At 36.7% G+C, this 14,060-nt stretch carries 7 protein-coding genes and 1 tRNA gene; 6 read left to right on the top strand and 2 right to left on the bottom strand.

The annotated features are described in order from the left end of the window. Position 1: 1 nt before the first annotated feature. The 3 genes from dhaL (at position 2) to VF06_RS11230 (ending at position 2,439) form a co-directional block, all read left to right on the top strand. Positions 2 to 640, top strand: coding sequence for a dihydroxyacetone kinase subunit DhaL (gene dhaL, locus VF06_RS11240; RefSeq protein ID WP_099069418.1), 639 nt, complete (start codon positions 2 to 4; stop codon positions 638 to 640). A gap of 13 nt (positions 641 to 653) precedes the next feature. Beyond that, the gene (locus tag VF06_RS11235) at positions 654 to 1,199 is read left to right on the top strand and encodes a hypothetical protein (protein ID WP_099069417.1); all 546 of its coding nucleotides are present in this window, start codon (positions 654 to 656) and stop codon (positions 1,197 to 1,199) included. Positions 1,200 to 1,260: 61 nt separating this feature from the next. Continuing rightward, positions 1,261 to 2,439, top strand: coding sequence for a hypothetical protein (locus VF06_RS11230; RefSeq protein ID WP_099069416.1), 1,179 nt, complete (start codon positions 1,261 to 1,263; stop codon positions 2,437 to 2,439). Between the two features lie 321 nt (positions 2,440 to 2,760). Here the strand turns inward: VF06_RS11230 and VF06_RS11225 are convergent, their stop codons facing one another. Further along, on the bottom strand, positions 2,761 to 5,085 hold the full coding sequence (locus tag VF06_RS11225; RefSeq protein ID WP_099069478.1) for an IMS domain-containing protein: 2,325 nt from the start codon (positions 5,083 to 5,085) through the stop codon (positions 2,761 to 2,763). Between the two features lie 799 nt (positions 5,086 to 5,884). On the opposite strand from VF06_RS11225, the gene pdhA reads away from it, so the two are divergent. The 3 genes from pdhA (at position 5,885) to VF06_RS11210 (ending at position 8,150) form a co-directional block, all read left to right on the top strand. Further along, complete coding sequence (gene pdhA / locus VF06_RS11220; protein ID WP_099069415.1) at positions 5,885 to 6,919, top strand: pyruvate dehydrogenase (acetyl-transferring) E1 component subunit alpha; 1,035 nt, start codon at positions 5,885 to 5,887, stop codon at positions 6,917 to 6,919. 229 nt (positions 6,920 to 7,148) lie between these two features. Further along, complete coding sequence (locus VF06_RS11215) at positions 7,149 to 8,018, top strand: aldose epimerase family protein (RefSeq protein ID WP_099069414.1); 870 nt, start codon at positions 7,149 to 7,151, stop codon at positions 8,016 to 8,018. A 60-nt stretch (positions 8,019 to 8,078) separates the two neighbouring features. Further along, a tRNA-Lys gene (locus tag VF06_RS11210) sits at positions 8,079 to 8,150 on the top strand. A 125-nt stretch (positions 8,151 to 8,275) separates the two neighbouring features. Here the strand turns inward: VF06_RS11210 and VF06_RS11205 are convergent. Further along, positions 8,276 to 14,047 carry an AAA family ATPase gene (locus tag VF06_RS11205; protein WP_099069413.1) on the bottom strand — a complete coding sequence of 1,924 codons (5,772 nt, stop codon included), beginning with the start codon at positions 14,045 to 14,047 and terminating at the stop codon, positions 8,276 to 8,278. Positions 14,048 to 14,060 lie beyond the last annotated feature (13 nt).

Raw genomic sequence — 14,060 nt, 5'->3', positions numbered from 1 at the left:
TATGGTGACTCAGGCGCAGATATTACAATGGTTGCAGGCATTTGCATTGGAAATAGAGCAGAATAAAACATATTTAACAGAATTAGATGCAGCAATTGGAGATGCTGACCACGGGATAAATATGGATCGTGGATTTAAAAAAGCGATCGCTCAGTTACCCAATGTTGCAGACAAGGACATTGGCAGCATTCTCAAAACCGTCAGTATGACCTTGATTTCCTCCATTGGTGGTGCTAGCGGCCCTCTTTACGGCACTTGGTTTTTGCGAGCTAGTGCTGTGGTAGTTCTTAAACAGCAATTAACAAAACAAGAGTTGTTACAACTACTGCAAGCAGGTTTAGACGGCGTGCTGCAACGTGGCAAAGCTCAACTAGGAGACAAGACAATGATAGATGTGTTGTCTCCAGCTGTGGCGGCTTTTAGGCAAGCTGTAGAAGAAAACCAAAGTACTGTGGAAGCTATGCAACAAGCTGTAGTGGCTGCCCAAAAAGGGTTGGAGGAAACTATACCAATGCAGGCGAAAAAAGGAAGGGCTAGTTATTTAGGAGAAAGAAGTGTTGGACACCAAGATCCGGGAGGGACTTCTGCTTATTTGATGTTGAAGAGTTTGTTAGAGGTGTTAGAAAGTTCTGGGGAATAACCATCTAATTGCCATGACATCTTTTGGATCTAGTGATAATAATACCGTTCAAGTGAATAATATTCATTTTGAAACAGTTGTACCTCAGCAGAGATTAATTATTCCTCAAAAAAAAGAAAACATCACAACTTTTGTAAGATTTGGTTTGCGTATCACTAACTTTTCATCTAATCCATATAATTTCAAGTTGTTTGGATTGAAGCCGGAAGTTAGAAACAGTCAAGGAATATTGTTAAAGCGAATTTATCACACAAACAGAACTGTTGGACTTGATGAATCACATTTTTTTATAATTATACCTGGAGAAAGCTTGACTAGTTTTATAGATGGTGAACTACGTTGGTACTTACATAATAATGAACTTGTAATGCAAGGACAGGATAATATAGGCGGCTATTGGTATTTCCGCAATCTTAGTTTAGGAAACTATAGAATTAGTTTTAATTATAGAAACTCAACTCAATCTGATTTGAATAGCTTGTTTTGTCCTATAGTTATAGAAAAACTTTGGCCTGGTAAAGTTACTACACCATCGGTAGAATTTTGGTTGGTTAATTAAAACAAGACTTGATGATTTTTGAATTCTAGTCTTGCCATAGTTATGTGGGTTTAAAGTCAATATGGCATTGAGTGGAACGAATGGTATAAATACTTCTAAAACACATGGCATACATATAGAGATTATTAATCCTAATACAATACTCTTTCCCACAGTAGGATATCCCATTCCCAACAAAAAAATTGGAATTAATGCTCCAATTAAATTCGGCATCAGTATCAATAACTATACTTCAAATTATTTTTATCTTAACCATTTACAAGCTTTGATTCCAGAGCTTTTAACATCAAATGGACAAATAATACAGGGACATTTATTTACACAATATCCCGTTACTAATCAACAAAATAAACAGCCAGGTAGTAGTCAAAGTAGACAATCAGATTGGTGGAGAATTAGACCAAAATGCCGTACAACTTTTTTTGTAACTGCAAAGCTTTTTTGGCAAGATAATTCTTTACAACTAAAAATTCCTACTATTCCCGACTATGTTATTGATAATTTTAGGTCTAATTACTTTTGGTACTTCGATGCACTTGACACGAAAACTTATCAGCTTCGATTTATTTTAAATACTGATGTGAGAGATAGAGATGTTTCAAGTTCTAACATTAACCAAGAAGCAATTGAACGAGAAACTAGTTCAGACACATTGGCAACCCCGTGGGTAAATCTTCGTCTTGTTGAACTCTTATCAACTGATAGTAATGCAATAGAAGTAGATGGAGTCTTATTTAAAATAGATATGCCATCGGTACTGACCATACCTTTTAAATTATTTAAAGCCAAAACTGATGTCAAACTAGGTATTTATATTACAAATAATACATTAAGCGCTATTTGCTTTTACCAATTAAGCTCTATTGAGGTAGTTTTAATAAGCGATGATGGTAAACCAATAAATTATTCTGGCGACCCAACTAAACTTGCTTGGAAAAACAACGAACAAAATTATTACTTGCTTCAACCAGGAGAAAAAATGTTTTTGGATTTATGTGGAAAACTTTTTTGGAATTCTTGTCAACTTGAATTTGCAATTTCTAGTAAAACTCATAGCTTGAATGGAGAAATTGGCTTTTATTATTTTTCTAACCTGAAAGCTGGTACATCATATCATATCCAAGTCATATATCAAGTTTCTGAATTGAGAGCAAGGCGTTTAGAAGAACAAGTATTACAAAAATTTTGGAGTGGGAGAATAGCTATGCCTCTTGTAGAATTTCGTCTTATCAAGGCATGAATACAAATTTGAACTAAATTATCATCTTTATAAGAGATATCCTAGAATTATAACTAAAGTATTAAAGTGAGCCATATTATTTCATAAGCATTGGAGAATCGATATCTAAAAGCCAATTTTCATCAACAAACTCCAAATTTTCATTGTAAACAAGAACTAACTCACCAACCTTTTGAGTGTGATTATTCGGTGCTTGTGTGGTATCAGCACTATAAGCTATAAGGAAAAACTTTAACTGTAAAAAGCGTTCTTAAGGATTCTTAGAATTTATGATATCTTTAACCTCAAATGCTTAGAGGACAAGAAAATCGTAGATATTATCTAAAAATTCCAACTTATTTGAACCACAACCGATATACTCTGAATACGCCATTTGCCTCCGGATCGAATCAAATCGTACCGGACTCGCAACTTTTCATTAGAAGAACCTTGAAATTGACCATTTTCATATAACTGTGTAGCTTCTTTAACTGTAGCTTCCACAGCGGCGCGATCGCTAAATAATTCACCATTTTCTACAGATTCAATCTTCAGGCTATGATCGTACTTACGATAGCGGTTATCTGAGCGATCTTGTTGAGCAATCAGCCGCCATTGAGACAAAGCTGAACCAGTTAAAATGTTGTCTAAATTATTAATTTGATGATTAGGCCCTAAAGCTGCGGCTTTTGTAGATAGCCAAGTTTGAATTACTTCTTCAGCGGTTGCATTTGTTAAAGTTCCTTGTGATAATTCTGGTTTACTAGGTTCAGGAATAAATACTGGTGGTTGATTTATTTGTACGAATAACTGTAAATCATGCTTGGGTGGTGTGGGGAAAAATAGATTTTTTATCCATCCAAAAGCTGTTGTAGCTAACACCCAGAAAACTAATAGAGTCACAAGGGAAATAAACACTCTCCACACCAGCCGTGTTTTACCTTCTATTGTGTTAGCAAAAGTTCGCCGCCGCCGCCGTGGACGAGGACGAGGACGATTATCAGGTATACGTTCTCGGCTAACAGGTTGAGTAGGTTTTCTTCGCCTACGCTTTTGGTTTTGATTCGGTGCTGTAGTCCTCGCCGAACCATTCCAATACTGATTAGTACCTGTGGTCATACGTTCAGCAGTAGGAAGTGGTGCAGCAGTTACTTCTGGTTTGACACTTTCAGATGAATTCCATTTTGGTGGCGAGAAGTTGGAATATTCTGGTGTTTCTTGTGTTGGTGTTTCTGGTAAATCTAGGTTGGCTGTAGAATGGCGATCGAATTGTCGAAAAGTCCCAGTGGAATTTTGAGAAAAACGCGGATTATTTGTTTGTGGCTGTTGAAATAGCTGGGGATTAATTACACCAGATTCATTAGTTGTTTGGGCATCGTTTGGCAATGCTTCTAAATAAGCTTGCACCTGGGGGTTAGCAAAGTACTCTTTGAGAGAAGCTTGCTGGTTTGCCAAATCTCGAAAATGGGGAAATACTTCGTGTTGTAACCATTGTTCTGTATATAAACATAACCCTGGTAATAAATCTGGAGAATCTTGAGATTTTTCCCGAATAAAAACTAAAGCTTCGTATTCTTGACTCAGTTCTAAAACACGAGTTGCTTCTTCGGTTTGTCCCAAAAGTAATGCACATAATGACTGTTCTAAATGTACATCTTGGCGATTGCCCAGACGCGCTAGCATCTGTTTTGCTTGACGAATTAAAGCTGGTTGTCGTTGAGTAAATCCTCTGGCTATTAAAGCATAAACAGCCAAATAAATGGCAACAGCAGAGGGTCGTTTGCTTTCGGCTTCAAATAACTTGTGTTGTTCTGCGGCTGTTAAGTAATTGCGTAATTGCTGGATAAAACGTAGAAAATCATCTATGTTTAAACCAGAGCGATCGCTATTGGTACCATCAATGCCACCACGATCTTCTAAAAGATTTTGCAATAATTCCAAGCCTTGGCGTCGTTCGGCAGTCTGTTCTAGAGGTAGTGCCACTAACTCTAAAATTCGATAAGGCCGCAATTTATAAAGATCTGCTTGAATTTCTGCCTGTACGCTGGCAAATAAACCTTCCCGAACTAGCAATTCCTCACCAGTTTCTAAAGATACAGCAGCATTTTCGTAGTGACCTTGTTGCCACTGTTCGCGTCCTAGTTCTAAACAAGCAAGGGCAACGGTGAGAACGACATCGGGACGTTCTGGACTTTCGGGAATTTCTGCCTCTGCTAGATTATTGCCTTTATTGTTACCGGAAACACCGTTTTTATTCACTAGGTAAGGACGACCTAGTTTGAGTACGAGTTCGTATTCCCCTAATTCTTGCAAAATCAACAAAGCGCCAACTAATTGGTCTTGGGAAACATCAATGCCCAAATTGTGAACATCAACGATTCTTTTTTGGCTTTCTTTGGGATTTTCTCCTGCTACTGTGCCAGCAGCAACGTTATCGGGGTCATAGGCGTGGGCGAGATAAAGGTGATCGTAAGTACTGCGTTGTTTTGGATCTGATAAAACCACGTAAGCTTCTTCTATAAGTTGTTTACGAGAAGAAATTGCTGCGATTGAATACTCACGTCTTGGCAATTGTACAATGCGATCGCTGTATGCCTGCCGCAATTGTTCGTCACTTGCCGCTAACGGTAGTCCTAAAATTCGGTAGTAATCTAGCGGAATTCGCACAGTCCACTTCCCCTGCACCGCGATCGACATAATTCACCTAGAGCGTTCCAGGCCAGTAAAACCGTGCCATAATAATGCCGTGTAGAATCTACTCTACAAGTGTATATTGCAACTACTTGTTTTGTACGTTCCCGAAATTTTGAGTCACATTCTAGTACTAATTTTTTGCCTTCGCCTAGAAAGCTTAAGCTTTTTGTCTTAATTCTTAGTATTTTTTGATTAATACAATCTTCGATACCATAAACCACAACTACCGCTGTTGTCAGGGCATAAATGTTGTGGTTACAGAAATCTATAGATTTTTTTTTGGGACTTTCCCTAGTATGCAGTCAGTAAACTACTACTTTTGGTGGTTGACCCTGATAACAGGAGACAAAAATCATATCATATTTAACCTTTAATTACAATTACCTATTTAGGTATAGAAACTTTTGCCTCATTTTTTTTAAATTGTTAATGGGTATGCAGAAACCAGTCTATCTTGATTGGTACTGTATTAAGGGGAATGGTGAGACAAAAAAACCCCAAATAGCAGATGTCCCATTTTGAGTCACATCCTACAGGGTTATGGGGGCAAAAGTTAAAATTTCCTTTGAAAAATTCAATTGTATCTAAAATGACACCACCTACTTTCCCAAAAAGTAAAAATCCACCTATTCCCCAAAGTCCTTTTTTGGTGCATAAATAAAGCTTGATTGTTGACTCTTGCAAACGCTAACCTGTTAAAGGCTTAGACGTTATCAGATCGACTTATTTAAGACCGTAACTTTAAGTTGTACAACAGGGATACTGGAAAATAATGGTTCAAGAGCGTACTTTACCCGCATTTGATGTTGCCACTAGCCGCATCACTAAAGAAGAAGGGTTAAGGTTATATGAAGACATGGTACTAGGGCGCTTATTTGAAGACAAATGCGCTGAGATGTATTATCGGGGCAAAATGTTTGGTTTTGTCCATTTGTACAACGGTCAAGAAGCTGTTTCCAGCGGCATTATCCAGGCAATGCGCCCTGGTGAAGATTACGTTTGCAGTACCTACCGCGACCACGTCCACGCTTTGAGTGCGGGAGTACCAGCAAAAGAAGTCATGGCAGAATTATTTGGCAAAGCCACGGGTTGCAGCAAAGGGCGCGGTGGTTCCATGCACATGTTTTCCGCCGAACATCGCTTACTGGGGGGCTATGCATTTGTCGCAGAAGGAATTCCTGTAGCCGCCGGAGCCGCTTTTCAAACCAAATACCGCCGCGAAGTTCTAAAAGACAAAACCGCCGACCAAGTGACAGCTTGCTTTTTTGGCGACGGTGCAGCCAACAACGGTCAGTTTTTTGAGACCTTAAACATGGCAGCTCTTTGGAAATTGCCAATTCTTTTTGTGGTAGAAAATAATAAGTGGGCAATTGGTATGGCCCACGATCGCGCAACTTCCCAACCAGAGATTTACAAAAAAGCCAGCGTATTTAACATGGTGGGCGTGGAAGTAGACGGTATGGACGTGTTGGCGGTGCATACTGTTGCCCAAGAAGCCGTAGCCCGCGCCCGTGCTGGAGAAGGCCCGACATTAATTGAGGCATTGACCTACCGTTTCCGCGGTCACTCCTTAGCAGACCCCGACGAACTACGTAGCAAAGCCGAGAAAGAATTTTGGTTTGCCCGCGACCCAATTAAAAAGTTGGCAGCTTATTTAGTGGGGCACAACCTAGCCACCGAAGAAGAACTCAAAGGCATCGACCGTAAAATTCAAGAATTAATCGACGAAGCAGTGAAATTCGCTGAAACTAGCCCCGAACCAGACCCAAGCGAATTGTATCGTTTCGTTTTTGCAGAAGACGAGTAAGTTTTAGGGCATGGGGCATGGTGTATGGGGAGATGGGGAGATGGGGAGATGAGGGGATAGGGAAGTGTGGGGAGTGTGGGGAGTGTGGGGGGAAAGATTTCTTCCTCATCCTCCCACACCTCCCACACCTCCCACACTTCCTGCTTGCCCAATGCCCAATGCCCAATGCCCAATGCCCAATGCCCAATGCCCAATGCCCAGTCCCCAATACCCATTAGGACTAAAACCTGTGTTTACCATTGCAGTTCAACAGCAACAGTACAAAACTTATATCCTTTCAGATGAAGCTGCTGCTTCTCAATTGGAAGTTGTCCCAGAACGCGGTGGTATTATTACCCGTTGGCGGATACAGGGGCAAGAAATTTTTTATTTGGATACTGAACGCTTTGCTAACCCTGATTTGAGTGTCAGAGGCGGAAATCCGATTTTGTTTCCTATCTGTGGCAATTTACCAGATAACGTTTACACTCACGACGGGAAACAATATACTCTCAAACAACATGGCTTTGCCCGTGATTTACCTTGGCAAGTCACCGACCAAGTAACTCAAGATAAACTTAGCCTCACCCTTGTCCTTTGCAGCAACGAGCAAACACGGGCTGTTTATCCTTTTGAGTTTCAGGTAATTTTCACCTACCAACTCCAAGGTAATACCTTAGAAATTCACCAGCAGTATCAAAATCTTTCAAGCGCACCATTGCCCTTTTCTTCGGGATTTCACCCCTATTTTCTGACCTTTGATAAAAATGGGCTAGAATTTGAAATTCCCTCTCAGGAGTATCAAGACCAAATAACCAAAGAAATTCACCCTTTTAAGGGCAATTTCGACTTCAACCAAGATGAAATTGATGTTGCCTTTAAGCAGCTAACTAGTAAATCAGCAAGTGTGACTGACAATAACCGCAAGCTGAAGCTGACTTTAGATTATGGCGATGAATATCCCATTTTGGTATTTTGGACGCTTAAGGGCAAAGACTTCTACTGTCTCGAACCCTGGAGCGCTCCTCGCAACTCTCTGAACACTGGCGAAAATCTAACTATATTAGATCCAGGGGGCAGCTACACGGCATCTGTAAGGTTGACAGCAAATTTTTTCTAAGCCCCTTTACAAATCCATGTATGTCTATGCTATGATGGCAAAGTTGCGAAATGAAAGAAAGGGTCGCTAACTCAACGGTAGAGTACTCGGCTTTTAACCGATTAGTTCCGGGTTCGAATCCCGGGCGACCCATAAAAGAGAACTCAGAATTCAGGAGTCAGAATTCAGAATTAGGTTAGTCTATTGACCTAGCGAGTAAGGTTAGGTAGTGTACTTCATTAAGTTGAAATTTGATGTATATTTTGGGTTGGAGGTTGCTAAGAGATATACCGTTCAATCCAATTTTGGTTGAATATCAATTGATAAATACGGTTTTGGACTTTCAGAGAACCTTGGTGTTTAATAATTAGTCCTGATAAGAGCAATTCTTTTTCTTCTGGACTATCAACAGAAGGTATTTCCCCTTGCTGTAAAATTTGTTGATAAAGCTTTAGGAGTTTGTTAACTTGTAAATCGCTATTGAAAATGCGATCGCGAATTGTTCTTAAATGCTCAGGCTCATCCTGGGATTCCCAATTATCTATCACATTTGTCACGACCAAATTTTCTATCCATTCGGCTTCAGTATTTGCCAAAATCATAGATGAAGAATTACGAATCAGCTTACAGAGTTTTTGAGTCAGAAAAGGCTGTCCGTTTGTCCAGTGTAATACTTCTCTGATTATTTTACGAATGGCGATCGCGTCGTTCACTTTCTCTTTTAAACCTTCACCTAAAGGATAAACTTCATCTTCTTTAAAACCCTGTAGTTGAATTGATTGACCAATATTAAATGGCGTTCGCTTATGGTCTGAGATTAAATCTGAGGGTGTTGCTACGCCAAAGAAAGCAAAAGTTAAACGTCTATATTCTACATTTAGACTACGCTGGTTGTAACAGAAGCGCACCAAAGCAAAAAAATCATTTACAGAAAAGTTTAAACCTAAAACGCTATCAATTTCATCAATAAATATATAAATTTTTTCACTCTGAACTTGTTTCAGTAAAATATTTTCAATAAATTGACTCAATTTTTGGGTGGGCGATAAATCTTTGTATTCATTCCACCAAATTGGAAGATTTACCTTATCTAACAAATCAAAATTCTGCCATAACTCCACTGCTAACCCCAGATACCATTGAGCCGTGGTAATATCATCACTACCAATGCGGGTTAAATCAATTGCCGTACAACTAAATCCTTCTTGCTGAAGATGATGCATCATCCGTACCATCAAGCTTGATTTACCCATCTGTCTGGCATTTAAGATGTAACAGAATTCATTATGCCTCAGTGCTTGATAAAAGTCGCGGTCAGCAGAACGCACAACATAGGTGGGAGCATCCATTGGCAAACTACCGCCAATTTGATAATCATAGTTTGAGAGTTTTTCTGAACTTTTAAGTAAATCGTTTTCAAATTTCAGTTTTTCTTGAGTAACTTTTAGTTCTTCTAATGTTTTTAACAGTTCTCGATTTCGTTCTTCAACTTTTTCTTCTAAATTCCGATTATAATTTTCTAGTTGTTTGTATAAACGTGAATTTTCAATAGAAATAGCTGCTTGAGCAGAAAGAATTTTTAAGATTTCAATGCGTTCTGGAGTAAATGCGTGTGTAATTAAATTATTTTCTAAATATAGAATGCCGATTAATTTACCTTGATTAAGTAAAGGAATGCAAAGAATCGATTTAGGTTGCACAACAGTAACGTAAGGATCGGTAATAAATTGCCCTTCATGTTGTGCATCATCTAAAACCACATTTTCCTGGCTATGGAGGACATAGTTAACAACTGTAGTGGGAAGAAGAGGTAAATTGCTAACAGTATCAATAAAATCGAGAGTGATAGATTGTAAAACCGTAACATTATCATCATCCATTCCTCCTTCAGCTTCAATGACCCAATGTTTGTCTTTTTCAAGAATTAAAAAGCATCTTTGAGCGCCTGCATTTTCAATACAGATTTTCATCAGTTTTTTTAACAATTTATCAAGGGTGATTTCACCAGCTATGGTTTGTGAGGCTTTAACAACAGTTATCAAATCAAGTTTTTTACTATCATTATTACTTTTAGAGATAGTGCTACTGATATCCTGATTATCTGTTTTATTTTTGACATTTACCAACAATTGTGGGTATTCGACTTCCAGATTTTTTACTTTGGCTATCGCCCCCCATTGAAGATAACAATAATGAGCATTTTTTAAATAAAAATAACCAATTTTATCTCTACCGATTTCAAGATAAAATTCACCTGCACGCTCATATGCTATGGCTTCTTCATGAATAAACTGATATTGTTTAGCACCTTGAATAGCTTGTTCGTAAAATTTTTCAGCTTGCCAATTTTGTTTTGAAATTCGCGCTTTTTCAGCCTCTATTAAAGCGTATTTATGCTGAAAATTATCTGGGCAATGCTTAGCCCACTTTTTCATATCGTTTTGATTAATTTTAATTTGTCTAATTACTAATGTTTGCTCTTTTTTAGAATAATTTTTATAATTAGCAAGCAAAGCAAGGGAAGAATAAAAAATATAATGTGGTAAAGTTATGTACGAACTAATATTTTCAACGTATTCTCCGGCTTGAATTCCGTTTTGGGAAGCTTGCTTAAAGTCTTTAAAAATATAAAAATTCATTAATTTTGTAAAATAATTAATGAATAATAACCAAGTATTAAAATTTATCGAATCATTATCATCTTTAAATCTACGATCTAGCTTTAAAGAATTATCCATTAAATTAATTATCATCTGTCGGCATTTTTTGGCATAAAAGGCAGAATACTCTTGCATTACCTTTTCCATTAATTGAATAAAATTAGTAAAATTATTTTCAATTTCTTCGAGAGGATATCCACCAAAAAATCTGATTAAACAATAACTGAGAGAAGCAAAAAAAGCATATTCATAATCGCCAACATCAATTCCTGTTTGGAAAGCATCTAGTAAATTTTCTTGTGCAGTCGTATCGCGAATCCAATAATTCCAATGCCAGATAAAGCCATAATAATCATGTATCACTAACGCTTTTAATTTAACAAGATTATATTTTTCTACTAAATTAATAGAGAGTAGACCAAATTCATATCCTAATTGAATATTTCTATCTATATTAAGTCCTTTCATTCCCTTACATATAAATGTTCCGTAAAGAGAATAAGGGCAAGGTGCATGAGGAGAATTTCCATATTGAATGCAAAGATTAACTTGTATTAATACAGCCTCAAGATATAATAGAAAATTTGTCACTATTGTAGAAGTCATAATTTGCTGCAATATTGACATAGCTGCAAGCTTATACGGATCGGTCATTTGGGGAAGATACAAAAGAGCCTGAACCGAAGTTTCTTTTAAATAAGACTGTAAAAATTCCTGTTCTTGGATAATTTTATTAACTATTTCATAGGGATGTTGAGCAATATTTATTCCTAGTTCTGCTAAAGCTTTAACTGCAATATTTATGGCAATTTGTTCCTGAAGTTTAGCATTATGCAAAAGAATTTTGGTTTGATATACTTTGACTTTATCAAGAATAGTTTTAGCTTGCTGGAGAACAATAACAGACAACTCTTCCGCTTCTTCGTATTTGACGTTTAAGTAAAGAGCTTCTATAGTTTCTGTATAGATTTCTAAACTTAATATATAATGAGACTTCCAGGTATTTTTATCCAATAATTTTAGACCGATTTCTAAATACCTGAGAGATGCTTCATAGGCTGTTGATGCTTTTGCTCTTTTTCCGGCTTCAAGATTGAATTTAGCAATTTTATTTCTTTGTAACTGTTTAGTAATTAATTCAATTCCTTCATTGAGTTGATTAACAATTTTAAAAATATTTTCATTTATTTGATGTTCTGTAAAATTTTTTAACAACAAGTAGCCTATTCGTAAATGTAGCTTTTTTTTCTCTACTTCTGGAATTAGAGAATAGGCAGCTTGTTGAACGCGATCGTGTAAAAATTTATATGGGATTAATTCTGGATATTTGGGAATAAAAGCATCAGCTATTTCGGAAGAATCACTCGGTATTTCATCTGGACTCCAAAGTAGAGGCATCTTGTAACTATTATTTAGTGGTACGATTAAACCTTCCTGTACTGCTGGCTGAAGTTCTTGAGATGTCAATGCTTGAGATTTTTTATTGACAATTGATAAAAAATCTAAATTAAATTGGTTTCCAATACAAGCAGCTAATCTGATAACTTTCTGTGTTTGACTATCTAGCTTAGTAATTTTATTAATCATTAAATCAATTATGTTGTCAGTTATTTGAATTTTTTGAATTTGTTCTAAATCCCACTGCCAACAACCTAAACTTTTATCAAATATCAATAACTTTTCTTGATAAAGTGAATGCAATAATTGAGTTAAGAAAAAAGGATTACCTTGAGTTTTAGCAGTTAGTAACTTTGCTAGGGGCTTTGACTTTGATTCTGAACATTTTATGGTATTAGCAATGAGTTGGTTAATGTCTTTAATTTCTAAAGGTTTAAGCTCTATCTCATCTACTAGCGTACCAGCCTTTTTTATTTGCTCTATAGTTTGGATTAATGGATGAGTAACACTAACTTCATTGTTTCGGTAAGCTCCTATAATTAATAAAGTTAAGTTTTCAGGAGCAGACATCAATACTTCAAGCAACTTCAAAGATGATAAATCTGCCCACTGTAAATCATCTAAAAATATAACTAATGGATGTTCTTTTTTGCTAAATACGCTAATAAATTTTTGAAATAATAAGTTAAACCGATTTTGAGCTTTAGTAGCTTCTAAATGCTCAATCGATGGCTGTTTACCAATTATTTGTTCTACTTCTGGAATGATATCAATTATTACCTGACCATTAGTTCCCAAAGCTGTTAAAATTTGTTGTTTCCATGTTTGTAGTGCAGATTCAGGTTCAGTTAAAATCTGTCGTATTAAGCTTTGAAAAGCTTGACTAATTGCTGCATAAGGAATATTCCGCTTTAGTTGATCGAATTTGCCATTGATAAAGTTACCATGTTGGCGCAATATAGGTTTTTGAATTTCATTAACTAAGGCAGATTTGCCAATACCTGAGTAACCAGAAACTAGCATCATCTCAGTTGTGCCTTTGCTAACTCGATCAAAAGTATTTAATAGTTGAGTTACTTCCTGATTTCGTCCATAAAGTTTTTCGGGAATCTGGAACTTATCAGAAATGTCTTGGCGCGCTAAAGAAAATTGTTTAATTTGTCCTGAATTTTGTAACTGATAAAGACAATTTTGTAAATCAAATTTTAACCCTCTAGTACTTTGATATCGTTCCTCTTGAGTTTTGGCTAATAATTTCATCACAATCTTAGAAACTATCAAAGGAATTGAGGGTATTAGTTGGTGAGGTGCATCAGGTTGTTGTGCAATGTGGTAATGGACTAATTCCATTGCATCAGTTGTTTCAAACGGTAACTGATTGGTTAACAATTGATAGAATGTGATGCCTAAAGAATAAAAATCACTACGATAATCTATTCCCCGGTTCATTCGACCAGTTTGTTCTGGAGCAATATAAGCTAAAGTTCCTTCTAGTTGATTTGGATTGTGAATCGTCTGATTTTCTCGCGGTAAACGAGTAGAAATGCCAAAATCAATAATCTTCACCTGACCAGTTTCTGGGTTGTAGACAATATTTGAAGGATTAATATCTTTGTGAATAATATTGGCGTTGTGAATAACAGCTAAACTATCAGTTATTTTTAAAGCAATAGTTAAAAATTCTTCTAAAAAAAACTGCCGTTCTGATATTAAAATTTTTAAGGAGCTACCACCAAAGTCCTCTAAAAACATCACTAAACTATTCTGATATCGCTCTAATCCATAGGCTTTAATAATTCCATCAGCATTGATTGAGCGCGTAATTTCATATTCCTGTTTATAACGATGAAGTTCTGAAGGATTAGGATAGTTTTCTTTGAGAATCTTCAAAATAATAGGTTGATTATCAGCCTTAAGAATAGCTCGATAGACTAAAGAATTATCACTTTCATAAATTTGTTGAATAATCTGATAATTTTTTATAGTGTTCATGATTTTTCAACCT

This window comes from Nostoc linckia z4, assembly GCF_002608075.1.
Classification (GTDB): domain Bacteria; phylum Cyanobacteriota; class Cyanobacteriia; order Cyanobacteriales; family Nostocaceae; genus Nostoc; species Nostoc linckia.
Note: the sequence above shows the minus strand (reverse complement) of the source record. Positions and strands in the feature narration are given on the sequence as shown.

What these genes read in the sequence shown, in the direction of transcription:
- dhaL (WP_099069418.1), top strand. Translation starts at nt 2, where the DNA reads ATGGTGACTCAGGCGCAGATATTACAATGGTTGCAGGCATTTGCATTG.
- VF06_RS11235 (WP_099069417.1), top strand. Translation starts at nt 654, where the DNA reads ATGACATCTTTTGGATCTAGTGATAATAATACCGTTCAAGTGAATAAT.
- VF06_RS11230 (WP_099069416.1), top strand. Translation starts at nt 1,261, where the DNA reads ATGGCATTGAGTGGAACGAATGGTATAAATACTTCTAAAACACATGGC.
- pdhA (WP_099069415.1), top strand. Translation starts at nt 5,885, where the DNA reads ATGGTTCAAGAGCGTACTTTACCCGCATTTGATGTTGCCACTAGCCGC.
- VF06_RS11205 (WP_099069413.1), bottom strand. Translation starts at nt 14,047, where the DNA reads ATGAACACTATAAAAAATTATCAGATTATTCAACAAATTTATGAAAGT.